The sequence below is a fragment of the Pseudomonas sp. genome (assembly GCF_050739775.1).
Taxonomy (GTDB): Bacteria; Pseudomonadota; Gammaproteobacteria; order Pseudomonadales; family Pseudomonadaceae; genus Aquipseudomonas.
The window spans coordinates 95,278-120,844 of sequence record NZ_JBOICA010000005.1; the positions used below are offsets into that span (position 1 = coordinate 95,278).

General features: G+C 60.0%; 19 protein-coding genes and 1 pseudogene. 13 read left to right on the forward strand and 7 right to left on the reverse strand.

The features are described from left to right. Positions 1–160 precede the first annotated feature (160 nt). Entirely contained in the window at positions 161–2,884 is a 2,724-nt protein-coding gene (locus ACRESH_RS04555; RefSeq protein ID WP_431740836.1) for a cation-transporting P-type ATPase, read from the reverse strand. A 329-nt stretch (positions 2,885–3,213) separates the two neighbouring features. Further along, positions 3,214–4,740, reverse strand: coding sequence for an MFS transporter (locus tag ACRESH_RS04560; protein WP_431740879.1), 1,527 nt, complete (start codon positions 4,738–4,740; stop codon positions 3,214–3,216). Between the two features lie 191 nt (positions 4,741–4,931). Here ACRESH_RS04560 and ACRESH_RS04565 point away from each other — a divergent pair, with 191 nt between their 5' ends. Together ACRESH_RS04565 and ACRESH_RS04570 are read left to right on the forward strand one after the other, a co-directional pair. After that, positions 4,932–5,792, forward strand: a complete 861-nt coding sequence (locus ACRESH_RS04565; protein WP_431740837.1) for a LysR family transcriptional regulator — start codon at positions 4,932–4,934, stop codon at positions 5,790–5,792. Between the two features lie 75 nt (positions 5,793–5,867). Further along, positions 5,868–6,206, forward strand: a pseudogene (locus tag ACRESH_RS04570) (helix-turn-helix domain-containing protein); the annotation flags it as partial. A 224-nt stretch (positions 6,207–6,430) separates the two neighbouring features. On the opposite strand, the gene ACRESH_RS04575 reads toward ACRESH_RS04570, so the two are convergent. Further along, positions 6,431–7,360 (reverse strand): malate dehydrogenase, encoded by a 930-nt coding sequence (locus ACRESH_RS04575; protein ID WP_431740838.1) that lies wholly within the window; start codon positions 7,358–7,360, stop codon positions 6,431–6,433. A 419-nt stretch (positions 7,361–7,779) separates the two neighbouring features. On the opposite strand from ACRESH_RS04575, the gene ACRESH_RS04580 reads away from it, so the two are divergent. The 6 genes from ACRESH_RS04580 (at position 7,780) to ACRESH_RS04605 (ending at position 16,144) form a co-directional block, all read left to right on the forward strand. Next, entirely contained in the window at positions 7,780–8,451 is a 672-nt protein-coding gene (locus tag ACRESH_RS04580; protein WP_431740839.1) for a class I SAM-dependent methyltransferase, read from the forward strand. 194 nt (positions 8,452–8,645) lie between these two features. Next, positions 8,646–8,945, forward strand: a complete 300-nt coding sequence (locus ACRESH_RS04585; protein WP_431740840.1) for a hypothetical protein — start codon at positions 8,646–8,648, stop codon at positions 8,943–8,945. Positions 8,946–9,079: 134 nt separating this feature from the next. Then, on the forward strand, positions 9,080–10,321 hold the full coding sequence (gene mexE / locus ACRESH_RS04590) for a multidrug efflux RND transporter periplasmic adaptor subunit MexE (RefSeq protein ID WP_431740841.1): 1,242 nt from the start codon (positions 9,080–9,082) through the stop codon (positions 10,319–10,321). 12 nt (positions 10,322–10,333) lie between these two features. Further along, a complete protein-coding gene (locus tag ACRESH_RS04595; protein WP_431740842.1) occupies positions 10,334–13,513 on the forward strand; it encodes an efflux RND transporter permease subunit in 3,180 nt (1,059 codons plus the stop codon). Continuing rightward, complete coding sequence (locus ACRESH_RS04600) at positions 13,510–14,934, forward strand: efflux transporter outer membrane subunit (protein WP_431740843.1); 1,425 nt, start codon at positions 13,510–13,512, stop codon at positions 14,932–14,934. The genes ACRESH_RS04595 and ACRESH_RS04600 overlap by 4 nt, the downstream gene beginning before the upstream one ends. Before the next feature lie 160 nt (positions 14,935–15,094). Then, positions 15,095–16,144, forward strand: a complete 1,050-nt coding sequence (locus ACRESH_RS04605; protein ID WP_431740844.1) for a tetratricopeptide repeat protein — start codon at positions 15,095–15,097, stop codon at positions 16,142–16,144. A 59-nt stretch (positions 16,145–16,203) separates the two neighbouring features. On the opposite strand, the gene ACRESH_RS04610 is transcribed toward ACRESH_RS04605, so the two are convergent. Then, positions 16,204–16,641: a nucleoside deaminase gene (locus tag ACRESH_RS04610; RefSeq protein WP_431740880.1), complete on the reverse strand. Its 438-nt coding sequence runs from the start codon at positions 16,639–16,641 to the stop codon at positions 16,204–16,206. A gap of 174 nt (positions 16,642–16,815) precedes the next feature. On the opposite strand from ACRESH_RS04610, the gene ACRESH_RS04615 reads away from it, so the two are divergent. Both ACRESH_RS04615 and ACRESH_RS04620 read left to right on the forward strand, forming a co-directional pair. After that, entirely contained in the window at positions 16,816–17,511 is a 696-nt protein-coding gene (locus tag ACRESH_RS04615) for a type 1 glutamine amidotransferase domain-containing protein (protein WP_431740845.1), read from the forward strand. 291 nt (positions 17,512–17,802) lie between these two features. Continuing rightward, on the forward strand, positions 17,803–18,438 hold the full coding sequence (locus tag ACRESH_RS04620; protein ID WP_431740881.1) for a CSS-motif domain-containing protein: 636 nt from the start codon (positions 17,803–17,805) through the stop codon (positions 18,436–18,438). A gap of 63 nt (positions 18,439–18,501) precedes the next feature. On the opposite strand, the gene hppD is transcribed toward ACRESH_RS04620, so the two are convergent. Beyond that, positions 18,502–19,578 carry a 4-hydroxyphenylpyruvate dioxygenase gene (hppD, locus tag ACRESH_RS04625; protein ID WP_431740846.1) on the reverse strand — a complete coding sequence of 359 codons (1,077 nt, stop codon included), beginning with the start codon at positions 19,576–19,578 and terminating at the stop codon, positions 18,502–18,504. Between the two features lie 307 nt (positions 19,579–19,885). On the opposite strand from hppD, the gene ACRESH_RS04630 reads away from it, so the two are divergent. Then, positions 19,886–21,469 (forward strand): EAL domain-containing protein, encoded by a 1,584-nt coding sequence (locus ACRESH_RS04630; protein ID WP_431740847.1) that lies wholly within the window; start codon positions 19,886–19,888, stop codon positions 21,467–21,469. 32 nt (positions 21,470–21,501) lie between these two features. Continuing rightward, entirely contained in the window at positions 21,502–22,389 is an 888-nt protein-coding gene (rarD, locus tag ACRESH_RS04635) for an EamA family transporter RarD (RefSeq protein ID WP_431740848.1), read from the forward strand. Here the strand turns inward: rarD and ACRESH_RS04640 are convergent. After that, positions 22,352–23,923 (reverse strand): TerC family protein, encoded by a 1,572-nt coding sequence (locus ACRESH_RS04640; protein WP_431740849.1) that lies wholly within the window; start codon positions 23,921–23,923, stop codon positions 22,352–22,354. The two genes, rarD and ACRESH_RS04640, sit on opposite strands and share 38 nt — an antisense overlap. Positions 23,924–24,203: 280 nt before the next feature. On the opposite strand from ACRESH_RS04640, the gene ACRESH_RS04645 reads away from it, so the two are divergent. Beyond that, positions 24,204–24,791, forward strand: coding sequence for a LysE family translocator (locus ACRESH_RS04645; RefSeq protein WP_431740850.1), 588 nt, complete (start codon positions 24,204–24,206; stop codon positions 24,789–24,791). Here the strand turns inward: ACRESH_RS04645 and ACRESH_RS04650 are convergent. Next, on the reverse strand, positions 24,780–25,565 hold the full coding sequence (locus ACRESH_RS04650) for an AraC family transcriptional regulator (RefSeq protein WP_431740851.1): 786 nt from the start codon (positions 25,563–25,565) through the stop codon (positions 24,780–24,782). The genes ACRESH_RS04645 and ACRESH_RS04650 overlap by 12 nt on opposite strands. Positions 25,566–25,567 lie beyond the last annotated feature (2 nt).

Sequence of the window (25,567 nt, forward strand, 5' to 3'; positions counted from 1 at the left end):
CACGCCTCGATCCTGTCGAGGGTGCTGGGGGTTAAAAATAGAACGGGCCTGCAGCAAAGACTTTAGACCGATTTTTTCCGGTCGTATGACGTTTGCCCGGCAGCAGGAAAAATCCTGAAGCGGATTGCACACCCTGCTACACAGGGTGTGCAATCCGTAGCTAAGCGCTCTTGCTTGCCTTGCAACGACGCATCACCAGTTTCTCCAGCTCTACTGCGAAGAAAACCAGTACGCCAATGCCTAATGCCACCATCCAGTCACTGAAGGACAATGGCACGGTATGGAACGCCGTTTGCATAAAGGGCGCGTAGGATATCAGGCACTGCAGCAAGATCAAGCCAAGTGTGACCGTGAGCAATGCACCGTTGCGCAACAAGGCCATGTTCAGCGAGAACTGATCCTGCAGACGGCAGTTGAACAGATAGGCCCACTGCGCCGTCACCAGGGTGTGCAGCACCATCGTGCGGATGGTGTCCGTGTCCTGGCCATCGGCGACCATCCACGACTCCAGCAGGAAGGCCGCCGCCGTCAGCAGCCCACCGACAAACAGCACCCGCCATACCGCGTAGGCGTTGAGAATCGACTCGCCAGCTTTCCTCGGTGAGCGGCGCATCATCCCCGGCTCGCCCGGCTCGAAAGCCAAAGCAAAGGACAACGTGGTGGACGTGGCCATGTTCATCCACAGGATCTGCAACGGTGACAGCGGCACCACCGCACCGACCAGCAGGGCCATGACGATCAACAGCCCTTGGGCCATGTTGGTCGGCAGGATAAACAGCACGGTCTTCTTCAGGTTGTCGTAAACCCGACGTCCTTCGCGCACAGCATTGGCGATAGTGGAGAAGTTGTCGTCGGTGAGCACCATGTCGGCGGCCTCCTTGGTCACCTCGGTGCCCTTGATACCCATGGCGATGCCGACATCAGCCTGTTTCAACGCCGGGGCGTCGTTGACGCCATCACCAGTCATGCCCACGACCTGCCCGTTGGCCTGCAACGCACGCACCAGGCGCAACTTGTGCTCCGGGCTGGTACGGGCAAAAACCGAGTACTGCATGGCCAGCGACTTCAGCGCCGCATCGTCAGTCTGTTCCAGCTCCTTGCCGGTCATGGCCCGCAGGTCGTTGCCCATACCCAGCATGCGCGCGATGGCGACCGCAGTGTCCGGGTGATCACCGGTGATCATCTTGACCTGGATACCCGCCTGCTTGCACATGGCGATTGCCTCGATCGCCTCGGGCCGCGGCGGATCCATCAGCCCGGCAACACCGAGAAACACCATGCCCTGGCGCAGGTCCGCATGCTCGATTTCGCCACCCGCGCCGTTTACCGGCCGGTAAGCCGCCGCCAGCATGCGCAGGCCCTGCTCGGCGATGTGGCTCATCTCGCGCTCCCAGTAAGCACAATCCAGCAGCTCGGGACCGTCCGCGCCCAGTTGCTGCTCGCACATACTCAGCAGCACGTCAGGGGCGCCCTTGAGGTAGATCAGACGTTCGCCATCCACATCGCAACGTCGGGCCATGTATTTATAGGCCGAGTCGAAGGGGATCTTGCCCATGCGCCGCACGTCGGCTAGTGCGAGGTCAGCCTTGCGCGCCAGCACCTTGAGCGCGCCTTCGGTAGGGCCGCCGACCACCGTCCAGCGCCCTTGTTCATCGCGTTGCAGGCTGCTGTCGTTGCAGATGTCCACGGCGCGGATGAAGGCCGCAAGGTTCGGGTGCGCGGCCCAATCCAGCGCCTCGCCAGCCCCGGCCAAAGTGATACGACCGCGGGGTTCGTAGCTCTGCCCGCCTACGCCGTAGAACCTGTTGGCGGTCAGCACGTGCTTCACCGTCATTTCGTTCATGGTCAGCGTGCCGGTCTTGTCCGAGCAGATCACATTCATCGCACCGAGGGTTTCCACGCTGGGCAGCTTGCGAATGATCGCCTGGTTGCGCGCCATGCGCTGCACGCCGAGCGAGAGAATGATTGACACAATCGCCGGCAACCCCTCGGGCACCGCCGCCACGGCCAGACTGATCAGCGACAGCGACAACTCGCCCAGCGGATAGTCGTGCCAGAAGAAGCCGATGATGAACAGCAGCACCATCATGCCGATAATCAGCTGGAAGATACGCTTGCCGAGCTGGGCGATCTGCCGCAGCAAAGGCGTCTCGGTCTCGTCCACCGTGGCGATCATGCGGTTGATCTTGCCCAGTTCAGTGGCGGTACCGGTCTCGATCACCACGCCCTTGGCGTTGCCAGCGCTGACACTGGTGCCGGAGAAGGCGAGATTGGTACGGTCAGCCAGCTGCGCCTCGTGGTCCAGAGCGTCAGTCTGTTTGGTCACCGTGAGCGACTCACCGGTGAGCATCGACTCTTCCACCTGCAACTGGTGGACCTCGAACAGGCGCACATCGGCGGGAATCTTGTCGCCAGGACGTAACACAACAATGTCGCCCGGCACCAATTCGCTGGCATCAATCTCCAGTTTCTGACCATTGCGCACGACACGGGCGGTGCTGCTGAGCATGCCACGCAAAGCGGCCAGGGACTTCTCGGCCTTGTTCTCCTGAAAGAAGCCAATGGCCGCATTGATCACCGCCACCGTGATGATTACCAGGGTATCGGTCCAATGCCCCATCAACGCCGTAGCCAGGGCGGCGGCCAGCAGAATGTAGATGAGCACATCGTTGAAGTGCCGGGCAAAACGCAACCAGATAGGGTCAACGGTTTTGGCCAGCAGGACATTGGACCCCAGGCGCAGCAATCGTGCCTTGGCCTCTTCAGGCGCGAGGCCGGCAATGCTGGTCTGCAAGTCGGCCATGGTTTGTTGCGCGCTTTTGCGGTACCAAGGCTGTACGTTGCTGCTCGTTGTGCTGCGCGTGTGCGCTTGCAATGATCCCATAGCGTCCTCCCGGCATTCGTCCTGAGGTGAATGGGTCAAGCGGCGATTTACGCGGGGCGGGTGAGTGGACACCAGCTTTGTGCTCCGAATTTCGCTCTCCAACCCGGTCCACTAGAATTGGTAGGCTATTTTTGCGCTCTGCGAGCTATCGGTGCTTGATGCAGATCAGCAATGCGGGCCCTTGTGAGCTGGCATTGCCAGCGATGCAGGCGCCGCAGTATTTGCCGGAAGATCTCGGTTCAGGGAACCCGCACATTTATTTCCAAGGAGTAGCCTGCAGTTCGAACTTTTTCAACACAATCGGCCAACAGCAGTCCTTCGGATGACAGTCACTGCTGAGAATGAACGGCTTTGCTCGAACGAAAGACCAGGCAGCTCGCTGCCACCAGCACCCATGCTGCAATACCGCCATACAGCATCACCCAGCCAAACCCATGCGCCAACGCTGCGTTGGCGACATCGACAGGAATCGTAGTCCCCTGGCCAGCCTGCACCAACACGGCAGAGTTGCCGGCTGAAATATTCTCCGCCAGCAACCTCAGCTGCACATCATCGGGCGAGCCGGACAACTGGTTGCGCAGGGAAAACAGGATACCTTCCACCAAGATGAACCCCATCAGCGCGATATTGATTGCAAGACTGATCATACGAGCGCTGATATCGATGCCCGATGCCATGCCAGCACGCTCACTGGGCACCGATCCGGTGGTGGTATTGGTAACAGGCGTGTTGGTCAGCCCCAGTCCGATCCCGGCGATCAGGCAGCCTGGAAGCATCGTCAGCCAGCTGGCATGCGTGACACTGCTGCCCCATTTCATCAGCAGGAACCCCAGACCTATGGTGAACAAGCCTGCGGGAATCACCACGTCAGGTCGATAGCGCAGCGCCAGCCGCTCACCCAACGGGGGTATAACCAGCGTCGGCAGCGTATAGGCCAGCAATGCCAGACCGGTGCCGACACTGGCGTAGCCCAGGCTATTTTGAAAGTACAACGGCAGGTAGATCATGAATGGCCAGAAGCTGAAGTTCATGCCTGCCGACCCTAGCAAGGCACCCGAGAAGCGGCGGATGCGAAATACCGAGAAGTCGAACATGGGATCGACATAGCGCCGCTGCGCGACGACAAAGACGATGAAGCTGACCATTGCCACAACCAGGCTGGCGATGGCCGAACCGCTGGAGAAACCCACCCCTGCGCCCTGAGTGATGAACCAGGAAAGGCCTAACACGGCCAGCGACAGCGAAACAATGCCCAACACATCCAGCCTGCGACGCTGCGGATCGCGTGATTCATCGACACCGGCGATCACCAGCACCAGCGCGAGCACGGCAATTGGCGCATGCACCAGGAACACCCATTCCCAACTCGACAACGCCACAATAGCTGCACCGATAATCGGACCGAACCCCAAACCGATGCCGAACACGATCCCCCAGGCACTGAAAGCTTTACCGCGTGCAGCTCCCGACTGGAATCGGTGAGACAGCACCGCCACCTGACAGATCAGCATGGCACCACCGGACATACCTTGCAGGAATCGGCTTGCGATCAACACGCTGGGGCTTTGCGCCCATCCGCAGCCCAGGGAGGTAATGCCGAAAAGCACCAGGCTAATGACAAACACTCGCTTGCGCCCATACCGATCCGCCAGTATGCCGGTGGCCATCAGCACCGTGGTGCAGGCGATGGTGTAGGCATTCATGATCCACTGCATATCTTTGAAATCGCTGCGCAGAACCGCTTCAAGAGTGGGCAGGATTGCCGGCACGCTCGAGATTTCCAGGCCGAACATCAGCGAGGCCAAGCAAACGGCAGCTATTGTGAAAACATCTTTTTGCGAAGAAGAGAACTGCATCGTGATCTTCCAGATCAAGTTGATGGGCACTGGCAAGACCGCTCTGAACACCATCAGGAGGAGACGCGATAGCCTAGCCAGCGTCACCAGGCACAAGTCCAAGTGACCGGGCGCATTCTGGAAGTAATTAAAAAATGACAAAAATGATTTAATTTCGTAAGTTTTATTAATATTCATCATGAGTTGACTTAATGGACTTCGACCCAACTCTGTTGCGTGCTTTTGTCGCGATCAAGGAGACCGGTAGTTTCACGCGTGCCGCAGAGCGGCTGCACGTAAGCCAGTCAGCGATCAGTCATCAGATCCGGCGTTTGGAAGAACAGGCCGGTACCGCGCTACTGGTGCGCACCACCCGACGTTTGACGCTGACAGAAGATGGCGAAGATTTTCTGCGCCATGCCGAACACATCCTCAGAGCGCAAGACGCCCTCTCCCGGCGTTTCGCAACGTCATCGGTATCCGGGGTCGTGCGCTTCGGTGTACCAGAAAACTTTATCGGCGACGGCCTGCCGCCGTTACTGACTCGGTTCGCCAGACAATTTCCCGCCGTACGTCTGGATGTTACCGTCGGCACCTACCTCGATCTGCGCGCGCTGGTCGAGGCCGATGGGCTCGATCTGGCCGTGGTCATGGCGTTGCCGGGCAGTCCGGCCGGTGGTACCGTGCTGCGCGAAACCCGGTTTGTCTGGGCCGCGGCGCAGAGTTTCGACTTTCCCGGCGATGCCCCTTTGCCGCTGGCGTTTGCACCAGCGCCCTGCGTGCACCGCCAGGTGGCCGTAGATGCATTGAAGAGTTCCACCGTGGATTGGCGGGTCGCCTTTACCTCTCCGAGTCAACAAGGACTGCGGGCGGCGGTATTGGCGGGGCTTGCCGTCACCGCTCTACCGCTGGGCGATCTAGAGCCCGGTATGCTGGTGATTGATGGTCAACATGGCCTGCCGCCGCTGTTGGAGGCTGATTTCAGACTGATATGGAGTGTCACAGGGAAGACCCCAGCGGCCAATGCATTTGGGCAACTGCTGGTGGAGATGTCTGAGTCGTCATCGATCTAGTGTGCTGTTTCCGAAATAATTTTTCTGTGGTTTTGGCTACACTTTCCCTGTCATTCAGCGCTCGGGGGAACGCAAGTGAACGCCCAAGAAATTATCCTCAGCCCAGAAGAACAGGCCGAACTGAGTCGCCGAGTACGCTCGGCCACCATCAGTCAGCGCGACGGCCGTCGCGCCCGGCTAATCCTGCTGGCAGCCCAAGGTTGTTCGCGGATAGAGATTGCTCGTTTGACGGGTTTCTCACTCCCCACGATCACTTGTTGGTGCCAGCGTTTTCAAACGCTGAGATTGGATGGTTTGCTCGACAAACCGGGTCGTGGGCGCAAAGCGTCCTTGCCGGCTGAGACCGTGTGTCGTGTCCTGGAACAGGTCACTCAACCGCGAATCGGTGAGCCTCGATGGAGCTGTCGAAGCATGCGAGGACGATCAAACAGGATTGGCCTGATAGGGTATGGGGACAGTCGAAACACGCATCGGTCGTCCGCGCCAGCTATATACCGGTTTGAAGAAACGCGACTATCCGGCCTGTTCAGACCCATAAAAGATCATAGTGCCCCTGCCTGACACCAGGTAACACCATGACCCCGAGCGCCAGGGAGCGGCGCTCCACTCCCCGTTGCGCCCCCCTCATATAGTCCCGCTCACAAAGCATTCATTTCAGCAATATCACGCACCACCTGATCTGCAGAGCGGTCGAACATCGCCTGCTCCTGCGCATCCAGAGACAACTCGATCACCCGCGCAACCCCCTCCTCTGCCAGCACACAGGGGACACCCATGGCAATACCCGTTCGCCCGTACTCGCCCTCGAGAATCGCGACCGTCGGCAAAATGCGGTTTCGCCCATTGGCGATAGCATCCACCATCTGTGCAATTGCCACGCCCGGCGCATCGCAAGCGCTCCCCACCTTCTTCAAACCCAGAATCTCGCCGCCACCCTGACGTGTGCGCTGCACAATCCGCTCTATCTGCTGATTGGACAGGAAGTGAGACAGCGGCACCGAACCGACCGCACAGTAGCGCATCAGCGGCACCATGCTATCGCCATGCCCTCCCAGCACCAGCGCGGTGATATCCCGAGCAGAAAACCCTGTCTCCTCGGCAATGAAACACTTCATGCGCGCTGTATCCAGTACCCCCGCCTGCCCAAACACCCTGTTGCGTCCCAGTCCACTGAGACTGCAAGCCCGATAGGTCAGCACGTCGACCGGGTTCGACACCACCAACACCGTCGCCGCCGGAGCATGACGATTGATATCCCGCATGATGCTATCGAGAATTGGCAGATTGATACTCAATACATCCTGACGCGACTGACCAGGCTTGCGGGGCACACCCGCGGTAATCACCACCAGGTCAGAATCCTGTAGCAATTCGGCCTTGGAGCCGCCGTAAACCCTGGTATCAGAACCTGACTCAACAGCCGCCTGCCAGACGTCCAGGGCCTTGCCCTGTGCCAACTCACCCTGCACATCAATCAACATCAACTCACGACAGAACTCTTCCCGGGCGATGATCTGCGCCGCCGCCTCACCCACTATTCCGGCACCCACAATTGATAGCTTGTTCACCTCACACCTCCCGCAGCTCGCGCCACCAGCAACACGCCCGCCTGTACAGAGAAGTATTACCCGCAAATGCTAAAAGACCACCCGAAGGTGGCCTGTAGTTGTTTTACCTGCTTTTCGCCATTTCCATGGCGGCATTACTTTAGCCTCTGATAACCCCCATAGGCCGAGCCGTGCGGCCTTAGCGGACTGTTCCAGGTCTATCGCAGCCCTTTGCCATCGTCCGCAATGGGTCGGTTAGCGACCGTGTACCGTAGCAGGTCCACCCTTGTTCTCCCTCACGCGGAGGACAAGCCATGAAAACCACAGCTACCTACACCCATTGCCCTTGAAACAAAGGAAAGCTAGCCGGACAGAAAGCCCGGCTCCGGCTCACCAGCACGTGTCCTATCCTTGTATTTCCCCCAACCCCGGATATGGAAATGGCCGCCCCCGAAACCGACCTCCTGCAAAGCTGGCACCACAACGCACACGCCTGGATAGAGGCGATCCGAACCGGCACCATTGCAAGCCGCCTCAAGGTCACCGACCAGGCAATCCTGCTGGCGGTGCTAAGCCGCCAGCCCGAGCGCGTACTCGACTTGGGCTGCGGCGAGGGTTGGTTGCTACGTGCGTTGGCTGAACGGGGCATCGAGGCCGTCGGTGTGGATGGCGATCCGACACTGGTCAAGGCGGCGCGGGCGGCGGGCTCTTCACGGGTGCATTTGGTGAGTTATGAAACGTTGGTAGAGGCAAAGGTGGATATCGGCAGCGACTACGCGCTGATCTGCGCCAACTTCGCCCTGCTGCACCAGGACATCATCCCTCTGCTCGCGGCCATGAACGCCCTGCTCGCCCCTGGCGGTGCGCTGGTGATCCAGACGCTACATCCGTGGACTGCGGCGGCGGGTGACTATCAGGATGGTTGGCGGGAAGAGAACTTCGCTGGGCTGCCGGGGCAGTGGCAACCCATGCCATGGTACTTGCGCACCTTGTCGAGCTGGCTCAATGCACTGGACATGGCCGGTTTTCGGCTGGTCGGCCTGCAGGAACCGCAGCATCCGCAAAGTCCGATACCGCAGTCGTTGCTGTTAATGACCGAGCGGCGGGAGTAGCGCATTAGAATGAGCGGTTCACGAAGCCGCAGCATCAATAAACGTGTCAATTCATCCACGGGCCTACAGCAACCTGAATATTCCGGGCTGACGTCAGACGTCAGCCTTGGTGGATTCCGACTTTTCAGAAAAAAGCCGGAGTTATCTTTAAGTCTTAGACTTAGAATGGCTGTGGCCTTGTAGGGGGAAATGGGATGACCGGCAAATCAACATTCAGATGCGCATCACTGATAACCACGTCCCTCCTGGCCATCAGCCTGGCACTGTCGGCTGGCTGTACAAGTCAATCTGCGAAGGCTCGCCACTCGGCTGCAACTTCAGGCTCCAGCTGTTACGCCAAAGCGCTGCCCACTACCGGCGAGGGCGGTCTGGCCTGGGGGGCTACCCTGCAAATGGCTCGGCAGAAGTCCTTGCACAATTGCATGCGCTACGCCGGCCGGTCCGGTGGCACGCCCCATACCTGCAAAGTGGTGTTGGCCGAGTGTAAAAAATAAAACATCTCTGGCGCCATCGCACCGCCGCTCCCACATATCATTCCCAGTGATAGTTACCTTCGCCCCATTCGATTCGTCGTTAATAGGTACAAATCGCAGAATCCGCCCATTCTCAATAAATTGGCGGATATCCCATGGAACAGTCACTCAAACCTTTGCGTTACCCCCTGGCTCTATTGGCAGTACTGGTGATGAGTGCCTGCGGTCGCACCCCGGAGGCCGTACAGGCACCCGCGGCGGCCAAGGTCAGCGTCGCCAAAGTGCTGGAGCAACCGATCAATGAATGGGACGAATTCACCGGTCGTCTCGAAGCACCCGAGACGGTAGAAGTTCGACCACGCGTCTCCGGCCAGATCGATCAGGTGGCCTTCACCGAAGGCGCTCAGGTCAAGAAAGGCGACTTGCTGTTCCAGATCGATCCGCGTCCGTTCCAGGCTGAAGTCCGCCGCCTCGAAGCGCAGTTGCAGCAAGCCCGCGCTACCGCCATTCGCAGTGAAAACGAATCCCGTCGTGGCGAGCGCCTGCGCAGCAGCAACGCAATCTCCGCGGAACTCGCCGAGTCGCGCACCAGTGCCGCCGCCGAAGCACGCGCCGGCGTCGCAGCCATCCAGGCCCAGCTGGACCTGGCCCGCCTGAACCTGAGCTTTACCCGCGTCAGCGCTCCGATCAGCGGCCAGGTCAGCCGCGCCCAGTTCACCGCCGGCAACATCGTCAGCGCCGATGTCACCCCACTGACCAGCGTGGTCTCAACCGACAAGGTCTATGCCTACTTCGATGCCGACGAACGCGTTTACCTCAAGTACACCCAACTGGCCCGCAACGGCCAGCGCGGCCAGAGCACCCCAGTGTATCTGGGCCTCTCCAACGAACAAGGCAACCCGCACCTGGGCCAGATGAACTTCGTCGACAACCAGGTCAACCCCAAGACCGGCACCATCCGCGGCCGGGCGGTGTTCGACAACAGCGACGGGCAGTTCACCCCGGGCCTGTATGCGCGCCTGAAACTGGTCGGCAGCGCTACCTACTCGGCGGTACTGATCAATGACGAAGCCGTCGGCACCGACCTTGGCAAGAAGTTCGTGCTGGTCATGGACAAGGACAACAAGGCCGCTTATCGCGCCGTCGAACTTGGGCCCAAGCTCGAAGGCCTGCGCATCGTGCGCAGCGGCCTGAGCAAGGATGACCGCATTGTGGTCAAGGGCCTGCAACGGGTGCGTCCCGGCTCGCCGGTCGATCCCCAGGACACGCCGATGGCCAGTGAAGCGACCATCGCCGCCCTCGCCCAACAACGCCAAGCGCTGGAAGCCAGCACCCAGGGCAAGCCTGCCGCCACTGCCACGGTAAAACTCGCCAGTGCCTCGGCACCACGCGGTTAAGGAATCGCTCCGATGAATTTTTCCAAGTTCTTTATTACCCGGCCGATTTTCGCCGCGGTGCTATCGCTGCTGATCCTGATTGCCGGCAGCATCTCGCTGTTCCAGCTGCCGATCAGCGAATACCCTGAAGTTGTGCCGCCCACCGTAGTGGTGCGCGCCAACTTCCCCGGGGCCAACCCGAAAGTGATCGGCGAGACCGTTGCCGCACCTCTTGAGCAGGCCATCACCGGTGTCGAGAACATGCTCTACATGTCCTCGCAGTCCACCGCCGACGGCAAGTTGACCCTGACCATCACCTTCGCATTGGGCACTGACCTGGATAATGCCCAGGTGCAGGTGCAGAACCGGGTCACCCGGACCCAGCCCAAGCTGCCCGAAGAAGTGACCCGTATCGGCATCACCGTCGACAAAGCTTCGCCCGACCTGACCATGGTCGTGCACCTAACTTCGCCGGACAATCGCTACGACATGCTCTACCTGTCCAACTACGCCATTCTCAACATCAAGGATGAGCTGGCGCGCCTGGGCGGTGTTGGCGATGTGCAGCTGTTCGGCATGGGCGATTACTCCCTGCGGGTGTGGCTGGATCCGAACAAGACCGCCTCGCGCAACCTCACCGCCAGCGACGTGGTTGCCGCCATTCGCGAGCAGAACCGTCAGGTCGCGGCTGGCCAGCTCGGTGCGCCGCCCGCGCCGGGCAGCACCAGCTTCCAGTTGTCGGTCAACACCCAGGGCCGCCTGGTCAGCGAGGAAGAGTTCGAGAACATCATCATTCGCTCAGGCGCCGAGGGTGAAATCACCCGCCTCAAAGACATCGCTAGGGTCGAGTTGGGTTCTAGCCAGTACGCCCTGCGCTCGCTGCTTAACAATCAGCCGGCGGTGGCCATCCCGATCTTCCAGCGCCCGGGCTCCAACGCCATCGAGATCTCCGATGAAGTGCGCGCGAAAATGGCCGAGCTCAAGCAAGACTTCCCCGAAGGCATGGACTACAGCATCGTCTACGACCCTACCGTGTTCGTGCGTGGCTCCATCGAAGCGGTGGTTCACACCCTGTTCGAAGCCCTGGTGCTGGTGGTCCTGGTAGTGATCCTGTTCCTGCAGACCTGGCGCGCCTCGATCATTCCGCTGGTGGCGGTGCCGGTGTCCTTGATCGGTACCTTCGCGGTGATGCATCTGTTTGGCTTCTCGCTCAACGCGTTGTCACTGTTCGGCCTGGTGCTGGCTATCGGTATCGTGGTGGACGACGCCATTGTCGTGGTGGAAAACGTAGAGCGTAATATCGGCCTGGGCTTGAAACCCCTGGAGGCCACGCAGAAAGCCATGGGCGAAGTAACCGGACCAATCATTGCGACCGCCCTGGTGCTGTGCGCCGTATTCGTACCCGCTGCGTTTATCTCCGGCCTTACCGGACAGTTCTACAAACAGTTCGCCCTGACCATCGCCATCTCGACGGTCATCTCGGCGTTCAACTCCCTGACCCTGTCACCAGCGCTGGCGGCGGTGCTGCTCAAAGAACACCATGCGCCCAAGGACCGGTTTTCCCGCGTGCTTGAACGTCTGCTCGGTGGCTGGCTGTTCGGCCCGTTCAACCGTTTCTTCGACCGTGCCAGCCATAGCTATGTCGGGGCTGTCGGGCGGGTTATCCGCAGCAGCGGCATTGCCCTGTTCGTCTATGGTGGCCTGATTGTCATGACCTGGCTGGGCTTCTCCTCGACCCCGACCGGTTTCGTCCCGGCACAGGACAAGCAGTATTTGGTGGCGTTCGCCCAACTGCCGGACGCGGCCAGCCTTGACCGCACAGAGGCGGTGATCAAGAAGATGAGCGAGATCGCCCTCAAGCAACCGGGCGTAGCTGACTCGGTGGCGTTCCCGGGCCTGTCGATCAACGGCTTCACCAACAGCCCGAACAGCGGCATCGTCTTCACCCCACTCAAGCCGTTTGATGAGCGCAAGGACCCGAGTCAGTCAGCTGCAGCCATTGCCGCGGCACTGAATGCGCAGTTCGCCGATATCGAAGACGCCTACATCGCGATCTTCCCGCCACCGCCAGTGCAGGGGCTAGGCACCATCGGCGGCTTCCGCCTGCAGATCGAGGACCGTGGCAACCTGGGTTATGAGGCGCTGTACAAGGAAACCCAGAACATCATCGCCAAGAGTCATAACGTGCCGGAGCTGGCCGGGTTGTTCACCAGCTACCAGGTCAACGTGCCTCAGGTCGATGCCGCCATCGACCGGGAGAAGGCCAAGACTCACGGCGTGGCCATCAGCGACATCTTCGATACCCTGCAGATCTACCTGGGCTCGCTGTATGCCAACGACTTCAACCGTTTTGGCCGTACCTACCAGGTCAACGTCCAGGCTGAACAGCAGTTCCGCCTTGAGGCCGAGCAGATCGGTCAGCTCAAGGTGCGCAACAACCAGGGCGAGATGATCCCGTTGGCGACCTTCATCAAGGTCAGCGATACCTCGGGGCCGGACCGCGTCATGCACTACAACGGCTTCATCACCGCCGAGATCAACGGTGCCGCGGCCCCTGGCTACAGCTCCGGCCAAGCGGAAAAGGCCATCGAGAAACTGCTCAAGGAAGAACTGCCCAACGGCATGACCTTCGAATGGACCGAGCTGACTTACCAGCAGATTCTGTCCGGTAACACTGCGCTGTTCGTCTTCCCGCTCTGCGTACTGCTGGCCTTCCTGGTGCTGGCTGCCCAATACGAAAGCTGGAGCCTGCCACTGGCGGTGATCCTGATCGTGCCGATGACCCTGCTTTCGGCGATCACCGGGGTGATCCTGTCGGGGGGTGACAACAACATCTTCACCCAGATCGGCTTGATCGTACTGGTGGGGCTGGCGTGCAAGAACGCGATCCTGATCGTCGAGTTCGCCAAGGACAAACAGGCTGAAGGTCTCGACCCATTGGCCGCGGTACTGGAAGCCTGCCGCCTGCGTCTGCGGCCAATCCTGATGACCTCGATCGCCTTCATCATGGGTGTGGTGCCGTTGGTGTTCTCCTCCGGTGCCGGTGCGGAAATGCGTCATGCCATGGGTGTGGCCGTGTTCTCCGGGATGATCGGGGTGACCTTCTTCGGGTTGCTGCTGACGCCAGTGTTCTTTGTCCTGATCCGCCGTTACGTTGAACGCAGCCAGGCCCGCAAAGCGGCCCGCGCGCTGAAGCTGGAGAGCCATGCATGAATACCTTGAAACTCTGGATGCCCAGCGTGCTGGTCCTGGCCCTGGCGGCCTGTGCGGTCGGCCCGGACTACAAGGCGCCGGACACTGCGGCGGCGCAACTGAGCGCCGCCAATGACCCGGCAGCCAACACCGCGTTTGACCGTAACCGTTTCGAAAGCATCTGGTGGAAACAGTTCGATGACCCGGTGCTCAACCAGCTGGTGAGCCAGTCGCTGCAAGGCAACCGTGAGCTGCGCGTAGCCTTCGCACGGCTCAAGGCGGCCCGGGCGATTCGCGACGATGTCAGCAACGACGTCCTGCCGACTGTGACCAGCCGCGCCAGTAGCGAGCTGGGCAAGGGGCAGGTTCCGGGGCAAACCGAGGACCGGGTCAACAGTGAACGCTATGACCTGGGCCTGGACATGGCCTGGGAGCTGGACCTGTTCGGACGCATCCAGCGTCAGCTGGAAGCCAGCGAAGCCCAGCAGGACGCGGCCCAAGCCGACCTGCAACAGCTGCAAGTCAGTCTGATCGCCGAGCTGGTCGATGCCTATGGCCAGCTAAGGGGTGCGCAACTGCGTGAGAAGATCGCCCTGGCCAACCTCAAGACTCAGCAGGATTCGCGCGGCATCACCGAAACCCTGCGCGATGCCGGGGTCGGCAACGACCTCGATGTGGTGCGTGCCGATGCGCGCCTGGCGGCGGTGGAAGCCAGCGTGCCGCAGCTGCAGGCTGAACAGGTACGGGCGCGTAATCGCATCGCCACTTTACTGGGCCAACGGCCGGATGCATTGAGCATCGATCTCTCGCCGGCACAACTGCCGGCCATTGCCAAAGCCTTGCCGGTAGGTGACCCGGGCGAACTGCTCCAGCGCCGTCCGGACATCCGTAGCGCCGAACGGCAACTGGCAGCGGCGACGGCCAACATTGGTGTAGCGACCGCGGACCTGTTCCCACGGGTCAGCCTCAGCGGTTTTCTCGGCTTTACCGCCGCCCGTGGCTCGCAGTTGGGCTCATCGGCCGCCCAAGCCTGGGCCCTGGGCCCAAGCATCACCTGGGCCGCGTTCGACCTGGGTAGCGTGCGGGCGCGCCTGCGCGGTGCCAATGCCGATGCCGAAGGGGCCTTGGCCAACTACGAACAGCAGGTATTGCTGGCACTGGAAGAGTCGGAAAACGCCTTCAGTGACTACAGCAAGCGTCAGCAACGCTTGCTCGCCCTGCTGCGCCAGAGCGAAGCCAGTCGCAAGGCCGCTGACCTCGCCTCGATCCGCTATCGCGAAGGTACGGTGGACTATCTGATTCTGCTCGATGCCGAACGCGAACGCCTGAGCGCCGAAGACGCCCAGGCACAGGGTGAGGTTGACCTGTACCGTGGCATCGTTGCCATTTACAAAGCCCTGGGGGGTGGCTGGCAAACCGAGAGCGTCGCCGCGGTGAACTGATTCAACGACTCCTTTGGTTGGTTTCTGGCCGACCTTTTGCCCCGCCTGCTCGCGCGCGCGGGGCTTTTTTGTCATCGCGGGGCAAGCCCGCTGCATTTGACGCCACCACCCCACTGCCCCAAGCTGATACCCTTGCCTGCCGCATGTCCCGGATCCATCCATGTCGAAACAGCGCCAATTCACCTTCATCAGCCTGACGCTGCTCATCATTCTGGGTCTTGGCGGATATTTCTGGCGCGACGACAGCCCGGCGCCGGCGCTCAAACACACCTATGCCAAGGCCCTGGCCATGGCTCACAACGGCCAGCCAGGTGCGGCCAGGGTGCTGTATCAGCAACTGGGGCGCACTGATCTTTCCGCCATTCGCCGCACCGGCCTGTACGCCGAGTTACCCAACTATCCCTCGCCGCTGGCGCTGAAGCTGGCCAACCGCGACCTGCAGCATGACGATCCATTGGTACGCCGCGCCGCCATCGCCAGCATTCAGGCGATGTTGCCGGGCGCCCAGCGCAGCCTGGTGCTCGGACCGCTGCTCGACGATGAAGAGCAGAGTGTGCGTTTTGCCGTTGTCGATGCCCTGCTAGGGCTGGGGCCGGACGATATCGGTTTGTATTTTGGCCCCTTGCAGCACACGCTGGAGCAGTATCAGCAGGTCCTCGCGCAACAGATCGACGAGCCCGCCGCGCAACTGCACCTGGCCCAGCTTTATCTGCACGAAAACAGCCTCAAGGAAGCCGCCGTGGCCCTGGACAGGACCCTGCAGCTGGAACCAGACAACCTTCAGGCCCTGGCCGTGCAGGTACAGCTGTTGGAGCGCCAGGGCCAGACCGATGCCTCGCGTCAGGTACTGGCCAATGCCTTGCAGCAGCGACCGGACTCAGCTTTCCTGCAGCACGAGCTGGGACGCTGGCTGCTGCGCCACGGCCAGGACGAATATGCCCTGCTGGCCTTCGCCCGTGCCCTGGAACTTGAACCGGACAACAATGAGTACCGCTATACCCTGGCCACCAGCTTGCACCAGCTTGAGCAAGTGGAGCCGGCGCAGAAGCAGCTCGAAGCGCTCCTGTCCCGTGACCCGGCCAATCGCAAGGCCAGGGTGTTGTTGATCGATTACTGGAAAGAGACCGGGCAGATGCAGAATGTGCAGGTCCTGCTGGCGCAGCTTGAGCAGTTGAACCCTGACGACCCGTTGGTACAGCAAGGCCTCTAGGCGAGTACCTGAGCATTGGGCAATGCGTCTGATTGTCTTGCCGCTGCTGGTGGCCGGCCTTAGCGGCCGATGTCTTCATTCCAAAGCTCTGGCCGAGCGGCAATGAACGTTTCCATCATGGTGATACACGCCGCATTGTGTTGAACCTCCAGCACCACACCGCGGGCCTTGAGCAACGCCTCTTCCCCCATGAATGTCTGGTTTTCGCCGACGATCACCCGCTTGATCCCGTACAACAGGATCGCACCACTGCACATCGCACAGGGTGACAAGGTGGTGTACAGCGTCGACTCAGCATAAACCTTCGCAGGCTGTCGGCCGGCATTCTCCAGAGCGTCCATTTCGCCATGCAAAATTGCACTGCCAGACTGGACTCGCCGATTGTGCCCGCGACCGATGATCTGACCTTTGTGCACCAGTACCGAACCGATCGGAATCCCTCCTTCACCCTGCCCCTCACGAGCCTCGTCGATGGCGGCCTGCATGAATTCATCCATTTGCGTTGTGGTGCTGCTCATGAGGCTGTGGACTCCAGTGTCAAATTCATGGTCCCAACAAGGCTAGCATACGGCCCCCAAGGAATGGCAACCTGCTCAAGCACTACTATGCTGTAGAGGTTTTCCTCGGTGATCCGGGTGGACCGGGTCCGATCCAGTGAAGGGAGCCTGGTGATGAGCAAAAAGATTCTGGTGGTCCTGACCAATACGGCCAAATACCCGACACTCAAGCGTGCCACCGGGCTCTGGTTGGGTGAGGCGGTGCATTTCGTCGACAAAGTCGAGAAAGCGGGCTACAAGGTCGACTACCTCAGCCCCGCAGGTGGCTATGTGCCTATCGACCCCCATAGCCTGAACATGGCCAAGGACATTGACTGGGAGTGGTACAACAACAAGGCCTTCATGAATCGCCTGGGTACCACCTTGAATCCTGGGCAGGTCAAGGCTCAGGACTATGCAGCGATCTACTATACCGGTGGACACGGTGTTATCTGGGACTTCCCGGACAATACCGGACTGCAGGACTTGGCCCGCCGTATTTTCGAGGCCGGTGGGATTGTCGCTTCGGTCTGCCATGGTGCGGTCGGACTGCTCAATATCAAGCTCAGCGACAACACGCTGCTGCTCAAGGACCGAGAGGTGACAGGTTTCTCCAACATCGAAGAACAACTGGCCGAACTGGACAAAGTGGTGCCCTATCTGACCGAGAACGAATTGAGTGCCCGGGGCGGGATCTACTGCAAGGCAGATGACCCCTGGAAAGCGTTTGCCATCGCTGACCAGAAGGAAGGTCGATTGATCACCGGCCAGAATCCGGCATCTGCGGCAGCGGTAGCTGACTTGGTCCTGAAGGCACTGACCAGCCTCTAGGGCGCTTGAACCTGACGTTAGGCTGAAGAGTACTACAACTGCCAACAATGGGGACTACAGGCGCGTCAGGCTCACTTCTCTATGCTGACCCTTCGTTCAGCATAGAGGTACACCACAATGGTTCTGTACTCCCACACCGGGCGTAGCCTGATCGAATTTCTTGTGACCCTTCTGATCGGATTGGCGCCGATCAGTTGCGGCTTGCTCGTACTTGTATTGCACGTCGACCGCAAGCAAAAAGAAACGATTGAGGTCACGGCACGTGAAGCCGTGTAAGCCATCGACAGGGTTATCGAGTCCCTGCGCGAGACTGCCATTCAAGCCACTTTGCTGACGGCTAAGCCCTGTGACGAAGTTTTGCCCGAATTGCGCAGGGCGGCGATCAGACAGCCAAACGTACGCTCATTGTCACTGATAAAAGAGGACCGGATCTATTGCGGCACCCTTGATGGCTCGACCGATATTACGATTGAGCCAGGTAGCTATGTCAACGGACACCTGCGCGTTTACACCAGCGGCGGAGCGACCCCGGGCTCAGCTATCCTGCTGTATCGTCTGCAAGCGAACGCCAACGCTAACGCTGTCGTCACTGCCAGCAATCTCCGGGTCCTGCAGGCAGAGTTGCTCGGGTTCCAGAATTCAGTGGTGCTGAGCCTGCAGTTTGCTGAGCAGCATGTCTGGGCAACAGGCAACGGTGAGTATTACATGATACCCAACCATGCAGAGAACACCCTGAAGCTTGCCTCAGAGGACTTTGGATACATCGTGCATGCAGGCTATCCTGACGGCCAATCCTGGCGAATGATTCGACAAGCGATACAATCGGCTTTACCGTCACTGCTGCTGGTTGGCATCATGACCTCCGCCGCCGGATACTGGGGGTTGTTCAGAAGAGCAAGAACCCGCTCAACACATGACCAGCACTGACAAACGCGATAAAAAAGGCCATTGAGGATACCCACAATGGCCTTTTGCTGTTGCTGAGTTCGACTATTCGGCGCTCAGTACGCCACGGCGCACCTGATCGCGCTCGATAGACTCGAACAGCGCCTTGAAGTTGCCTTCTCCGAAGCCATCATCACCCTTGCGTTGAATGAATTCGAAGAACACCGGCCCCATCAGGGTTTCCGAGAAAATCTGCAACAGCAGGCGCTTGTCGTCTGGCTGCGAAGATCCGTCCAGCAAAATTCCCCGCGACTGCAGTTCGTCCACGGGTTCGCCGTGACCTGGCAGCCGGCCTTCGAGCATCTCATAGTAGGTCTGCGGCGGTGCAGTCATGAAGCGCATGCCCAGCTTCTTCAGGGCATCCCAGCTCTGCAGCAGGTCGTCGGTGAGGAAGGCCACATGTTGAATGCCTTCACCGTTGAATTGCATGAGGAACTCTTCGATCTGCCCGGCGCCCTTGGACGACTCTTCGTTCAACGGGATACGGATCATGCCGTCGGGCGCGGTCATGGCCTTGGAGGTCAGGCCGGTGTACTCGCCTTTGATGTCGAAGTAGCGGATTTCGCGGAAGTTGAACAACTTCTCGTAAAACGCCGCCCAATAGGCCATGCGGCCACGATAGACGTTGTGGGTCAGGTGATCGATGATCTTGAGGCCGGCACCGACCGGGTGGCGATCAACACCTTCGATAAAGTTGAAGTCGATGTCATAGATCGAACTGCCTTCTTCGAAACGGTCGATCAAGTACAGTGGTGCGCCACCAATACCCTTGATCGCCGGCAGGCGCAGCTCCATCGGGCCGGTTTCGATTTCCACCGGTTGGGCACCCAGCTCCAGGGCGCGGGCGTAGGCCTCATGGGCATTGCGCACACGGAAGGCCATGCCACAGACCGACGGACCGTGCTCGGCCGCGAAGTACGAGGCAATGCTTTTCGGTTCGTTGTTCAGAATCAGGTTGATGTCGCCCTGGCGGTACAGGTGCACATCCTTGGAACGGTGAGTCGCCACCTTGGTAAAGCCCATGATCTGGAAGATCGGCTCCAGGATGCCCGGGGTCGGCGACGCGAACTCAATGAATTCGAAGCCCATCAGGCCCATCGGGTTTTCAAAAATGTCGGCCATGCTCATTACCTCATCATCAAAGCGCTAAAAACGGTGATTACTTGCTATCGATGTCGAGCGAAGATGGCGGCGCGCAGGAGATGCCCCTCACACTGCGTGCGAGGTAGTCACCATAGATCAGCTTGAACCCATGACACTTCATTGGACCCATTCTCGGCGGGTTGATTCCTCGGTAATGAGGAACCTTATTATTGTATGCGTAAGATGATTCTACAGTGCGTAATCCAATTTGTCGCACTTTAAGTTCAGACACCAATCCGACGTACGGCTATCCTCTGCACAGCTCTGTCTTTTCAGGTTAGCCGCCATGCCCTTATCGGTAAAACACCGCCCCCTGCGCCTCTGGCGAACAGTATTGCCCGGCCTGCTGGGAGCCCTGCCTATTGTCTGCGGGCTGCTGATCATGCAGTGGCAAGCTGAACGGGAACTGCAGAGTCGTAGTGAGGCAAGGGCACGGCAGGTGGTCAACCAGGTAGAACATATCCTCGACAATATCTCCGGTGCTGCCAAGGAACTGCTGCCACTGGCGGGGCAACCCTGCATTGCAGAGAAGCTTGCCCTGCGTGATCAAGTGACCCGACGCGCCTTTGTTCGCTCCACCAACCTCGAGTACCGCGGCGAACTGTATTGCAGCTCACTGTTCGGCCCCTACACCGAGCCAGTCGATGCCAGTGACTATTTCCAAGGCATGCTATGGCTGATGGAGGGCAACTCGGTCACCCCTGGGCATCCTTTGCTGGCGTACCGGGTCTTCGAAGGTGAACGCGCTGCCATCAGCACAGCCGATGGCGACCATCTGATCGGCGCCTTGCGTCTGCTCGATGACGACACCCGGCTGATATTGCAAGTCGGCCAGAACTGGATAGGCCAGCGTGGCCAGGTCCACGAAGGGCCGGCACCCAGACCCGCAGTGGCCGCCACCGAGCTCGCATCGACACGCTACCCCTTCTCGATCCAAAGTGGCTACGATTCGGGTAAGGTTGGCAAACTGATGCGCAGCGAGTACCCAGCCCTGTTCGGCTTGTTGATACTGCTCGGCGCCATGGCAGCGGTTACCTGCTACTGGCAACTGCGTCGGGCCAGTTCACCGCGTGCCGAGTTGCAGCGAGCCATCGAGGCCAACGAGTTCGTGCCCTACTTCCAGCCGGTGGTACGCCGTGGCGACTACCGCTGGGCCGGTGTCGAGGTGTTGATGCGCTGGCAGCATCCACGCGAAGGCCTGGTGCGTCCGGACCTGTTCATTCCCTATGCCGAACACAGCGGCCAGATCGTGCCCATGACCCGCCAGCTCTTCGCCCGCACTGCCCAGGTACTGGCGCCTCATGCCGAGAGCATGGACGACGGTTTTCACATCGGCATCAACATTACCGCCGATCACTGCCAGGACCTGGCATTGCTGGATGATTGCCAGGCGTTCCTCGCCGCCTTTCCCAAGGGTCGGGTGCGACTTACCCTGGAACTGACCGAGCGCAAACTCATCTCCCCAAACGAGGTCACCCATGCGCTGTTCGCCGGACTCCATGACCTGGGTGTGATGATTGCCGTGGACGACTTTGGCACAGGGCAGTCGAGCCTGGCCTACCTGCGGCAGTTCCAGGTCAATTACCTGAAGATCGACCAGAGCTTCGTGGCCATGATCGGCGGCGATGCGCTGTCCTTGCATATCCTCGACAGTATCATCGAGCTGTCGAGCAAACTGGGCTTGGGCATTGTCGCCGAAGGGGTCGAGAACGAAGTGCAACGTGACTACCTGGCCCGGCACAACGTCGATTTCCAGCAAGGTTATCTGTTTGCTCGGCCGATGCCGGCCGAAGCATTCATCCAGGCCCTGGAGGCGCAACGCCTGGCAGTCAGCCCCAGCGACAACCAGTCCCTGGCTCCGGGTGGCTAAGCGCCCTTCTTTCTCCTGCTACCGAGGCCCTCGTGTCCAAAGGCATTGTTTCATCGGTCATGGCATCTTGCTTGTTCGCCGTGATGTATTTCTACACCTCTCTGTTGACGCCACTGGACGGTGAGGAAGTGTTTGGCTGGCGTACCCTGCTGACCCTGCCCTGCCTGACCCTGTTCATGTTGCTGAGCAAGGACTGGCCGCTGATTACCGGTCTGCTCAAGCGGATACGGGAAAAGCCGATACTGCTGCTGGGTTTGATCGGGACCTCATCGCTGATGGGCGTGCAGCTCTGGCTGTTCCTTTGGGCGCCACTGCACGGGCGCAGCCTCGAGGTGTCGCTGGGCTACTTCCTGTTGCCGCTGACCATGGTCTTGACCGGTCGCGTGGTCTACGGCGAACGCCTGTCACGCCTGCAGACGCTGGCAGTGGCCTGTGCTGCGACCGGCGTCGGTCACGAGCTGTACCAGCATGGCAGTTTCGCCTGGGAAACCCTGGTGGTCGCCATCGGCTACCCGCTGTATTTCATCCTCCGGCGCAAATGCCGCACCGATCACCTGGGCGGCCTCTGGGCCGATATGTGCCTGCTGCTGCCAACGGCGCTGTACTTTGTCATCCAGGGGCCATTGAGCGCCCAGGACCTGATCGAACATCCTGCTTTGTATGGCCTGATTCCGTTGCTGGGAGTGATCAGCGCCCTGGCGCTGATCTGCTACGTACTGGCAAGCCGACTGCTGGCCTTCAGCCTGTTCGGCCTGCTCAGTTACGTCGAACCGGTGCTGCTGGTGGGCGTGGCCCTGCTACTGGGCGAGACCATCGGCCCCGACCAGTGGCTGACCTACCTGCCGGTCTGGCTGGCGGTGCTGGTGCTGATCCTCGAAGGCATCAAGCACCTGCTGCGCCACCAGCGACGTTCGGCCTGAGGCATACCTCGCGGACCCGGCGCTCCTCCACCGCGACCACCGTCATCTGCCAGTCATTCCACTCCAGCCTGTCGCCCACCACAGGCAAACGATCAAGCAGGCTCATTACCAGACCGGCGAGGGTCTGGTAGTCCTCGGTAGGCTTGGCCACGAAGCCGGTGCGCGCCTGGATCTGGCTCAGGTTCAGGGCTCCGCTGACAACAAAACCGTGATCGTCTTCGACGATCCCCGGCCCCTCGACCTCGCTGGCATCAGGCAACTCACCGGCAATCGACTCGAGGATGTCGGTCATGGTCAGGATACCGGTGAAATCACCGAACTCGTTGACCACAAAGGCAATGTGGGTCGACTGGTTGCGCATCTGTTCCAGCGCGTTGAGGATGCTGAAGCGTTCCAGCAGGTTCAGCGGCGCGCGTACCAGGCTTTCAAGATCCGGTTCGTTGCCGGCCAGCAGTTCCTTGAGCAACTCCTTTTTGTGCACGAAGCCCAGTGGCTCGTCGACACGGCCATTGCGGATCAGTGGCAAGCGCGAGTAGGACGAATGCATTAACGCTATGCGAATAGCCTCAGTCGGTTGCGCCAGGTCGATGACATCAACCTTGGCGCGCACGGTCATGAGTGTCTTGATCGGCCGCTCGGCAAGCTTCAGCACGCCGCTGATCATCACCCGCTCGCGACGGTCGAACAGCACATGCTCCTCACCGCCCTCAACCAGATCGGCAATGTCCTCACCGACCTCGTCTGCCTCAATGCGACGCCCGCCCAGCAGGCGCAAGACGGCGTGGGCCGTGCGCTCACGCAACGGCCGGTGTTGCTGCAAACTACGCTTACGCCGGGCCCGGGCCACCTGGTTGAACACTTCAACCAGAATCGAGAAACCGATGGCCGCATACAGATAGCCCTTGGGAATATGGAAGCCCAGCCCTTCGGCGGTCAGGTTGAAACCGATCATCATCAAAAAGCCCAGGCACAGCATGATCACCGCCGGGTGGCTGTTGACGAAGCGCGTCAGTGGCTTGCTGGCGACGATCATGATACCGATGGAGAAGATCACCGCGATCATCATCACCGACAACTGTTCGACCATGCCCACGGCCGTGATCACCGCGTCCAGCGAGAACACCGCATCGAGCACCACAATCTGCGCCACGATTGGCCAGAACGCGGCATGGCGCCCGTTGCCATTGCTCTGGGCGACATGCCCCTCAAGGCGTTCGTGCAGCTCCATGGTGGCCTTGAACAACAGGAACACACCACCAAAGAGCATGATCAGGTCACGGCCGGAGAAGCTCTTGCCGAACACCTCGATCAAGGGCGCGGTCAGGGTCACCATCCAGGAGATACTGGCCAGCAGGCCCAGGCGCATGATCAACGCCAGGGACAAGCCAATTATCCGCGCACGGTCGCGCTGATGGGGCGGCAGCTTGTCGGCGAGAATGGCGATGAACACCAGGTTGTCGATACCCAGTACCAGCTCCAGGACAATCAGCGTGGCAAGGCCCAGCCAGGCCGTGGGGTCGGCTAGCCATTCCATGGGCGGGTACTCATCTGGGCGAACAGGGGGAAAACGTCATGGGGACGGGAGAATGGCCAGGACGGCCAGGTACTGGGGGGCTCCGAGAACGAAGTCATAACAACCTAAGAATAATTGGGGAGGTGATCCTACAATTGCAGCAGGCTTTTCCAATAGCGCGAAACTATTTCCAATTCTGTACAACTTCCCCCTCGTTCAATCCTCACCAGGGTAATTTCCTTCAATACCTGCTCCAGCCAGGCCATCAGACTGATTCGACCTTTCTTGCAGGATGAAACTCATGAGTCTGATGCTTTCCATGGCGGCCTTTGCGCTGGCCGCTTCCATCTCTCCCGGCCCCGTCAACATCGTCGCCCTGGGCAGCGGCGCCCGCCATGGCTTACGTGCAAGCCTCAGGCATGTCACCGGTGCCACGCTGGGATTCAGCCTGCTGCTGGTGCTGATCGGCCTGGGGCTGCATGAGCTGTTGCGCTACTGGCCCGCCATGACCCGGGGGCTGTACGCCGGCGGCGTAGCGTTTTTGTTGTACATGGCCTGGAAACTGGCCAGCGACCGCGGCGAGTTGACCAACAGCAGTTCCCCAGCGGCACCTTCGATGCTCGCCGGAGCAACCCTGCAGTGGCTCAATCCCAAGGCATGGCTGGCCTGCGTAGCCGGTATCGGTGCCTACGTCGGCGAAGGCGAAACCGCCCTGCTCTGGCAGTTCACTGGCATCTACTTTGTCATCTGTTACCTGTCCATCGCCAGCTGGGCCTGGGCCGGGAGTGTCATCAGCCAGTACCTGGGCAACCCTCAACGGGTGCGCTTGTTCAACCGCGTACTGGCGGTGCTTCTGCTGGCCAGTGCAGTGTATCTGCTAGTCGGCTGAGCGATAGTGTCCCGGTGTCGCTGCCAGTTGACGCTTGAACGCCCGTTGCAGGTGTGCCTGGTCGGCAAACCCCGCTTCCAGTGCCACCTCGGCAATCAATCCGCCACGACGCAGCCGCGCCCGGGCATATTGCACCCGTTGATCGATCAAATAGCCGTGAGGCGTCAGACCAAAGTGCTGCTTGAATGCACGGACCAGGTACGAGGTAGACAGCCCTGCCGCTTCGCCTATGTCGTGCAAGCGCAGCGGCTGAGTGCGGTGCTCACGGATAAAAGCCGCGGCGGCCAGTAAACGCGGGTTGACCTGCCCCGTACTCAGCCCCCTGGAGGGAAGTTGCCGGATCAGCTCACTGAAAAAAATACGCAATGCGGCGTGCTTGCTGGCGATGCTGAACTGATCATCCAGCAACAAGCCATGCAGTTGGCACAGGCTCTGATAAAGGACCTGCGAACGGCTGCTGAGCACCTCGAACGGGTGAAACCCCAACGCCTGCAACCAGGGCAGATCGACATACAGCATCAGATAGGACCAGGGTTCACCTTCGATCGGGTTGCAGGTATGCACCACGCCCGGGTTCATCAGCACCACGGTGCCAGCGCTTACCTGTTGATGGCTGTCGCTGCTCACATAGGTACTGCGACCGCCAGTAATCGCGCCCACGGAAAAGCTCTCGTGGGCATGCGGTGCATAGCAGACTTTGCGCCCATCATCGACGCTGCGCGCCTCGATGAAAGGCAGTGCCGGGTCACGCCAGAATCGGGAGTGACTGCTCATCG

Excerpts from the sequence above, each read along its gene's own strand:
- ACRESH_RS04600 (WP_431740843.1), top strand. The coding sequence starts at position 13,510 with ATGAATACCTTGAAACTCTGGATGCCCAGCGTGCTGGTCCTGGCCCTG.
- ACRESH_RS04605 (WP_431740844.1), top strand. The coding sequence starts at position 15,095 with ATGTCGAAACAGCGCCAATTCACCTTCATCAGCCTGACGCTGCTCATC.
- ACRESH_RS04630 (WP_431740847.1), top strand. The coding sequence starts at position 19,886 with ATGCCCTTATCGGTAAAACACCGCCCCCTGCGCCTCTGGCGAACAGTA.
- ACRESH_RS04555 (WP_431740836.1), bottom strand. The coding sequence starts at position 2,884 with ATGGGATCATTGCAAGCGCACACGCGCAGCACAACGAGCAGCAACGTA.
- ACRESH_RS04565 (WP_431740837.1), top strand. The coding sequence starts at position 4,932 with ATGGACTTCGACCCAACTCTGTTGCGTGCTTTTGTCGCGATCAAGGAG.
- ACRESH_RS04615 (WP_431740845.1), top strand. The coding sequence starts at position 16,816 with ATGAGCAAAAAGATTCTGGTGGTCCTGACCAATACGGCCAAATACCCG.
- ACRESH_RS04560 (WP_431740879.1), bottom strand. The coding sequence starts at position 4,740 with ATGCAGTTCTCTTCTTCGCAAAAAGATGTTTTCACAATAGCTGCCGTT.
- ACRESH_RS04645 (WP_431740850.1), top strand. The coding sequence starts at position 24,204 with ATGAGTCTGATGCTTTCCATGGCGGCCTTTGCGCTGGCCGCTTCCATC.
- mexE (WP_431740841.1), top strand. The coding sequence starts at position 9,080 with ATGGAACAGTCACTCAAACCTTTGCGTTACCCCCTGGCTCTATTGGCA.
- ACRESH_RS04595 (WP_431740842.1), top strand. The coding sequence starts at position 10,334 with ATGAATTTTTCCAAGTTCTTTATTACCCGGCCGATTTTCGCCGCGGTG.
- ACRESH_RS04580 (WP_431740839.1), top strand. The coding sequence starts at position 7,780 with ATGGCCGCCCCCGAAACCGACCTCCTGCAAAGCTGGCACCACAACGCA.
- ACRESH_RS04585 (WP_431740840.1), top strand. The coding sequence starts at position 8,646 with ATGACCGGCAAATCAACATTCAGATGCGCATCACTGATAACCACGTCC.
- ACRESH_RS04650 (WP_431740851.1), bottom strand. The coding sequence starts at position 25,565 with ATGAGCAGTCACTCCCGATTCTGGCGTGACCCGGCACTGCCTTTCATC.
- hppD (WP_431740846.1), bottom strand. The coding sequence starts at position 19,578 with ATGGCCGACATTTTTGAAAACCCGATGGGCCTGATGGGCTTCGAATTC.
- ACRESH_RS04640 (WP_431740849.1), bottom strand. The coding sequence starts at position 23,923 with ATGGAATGGCTAGCCGACCCCACGGCCTGGCTGGGCCTTGCCACGCTG.
- ACRESH_RS04610 (WP_431740880.1), bottom strand. The coding sequence starts at position 16,641 with ATGGATGAATTCATGCAGGCCGCCATCGACGAGGCTCGTGAGGGGCAG.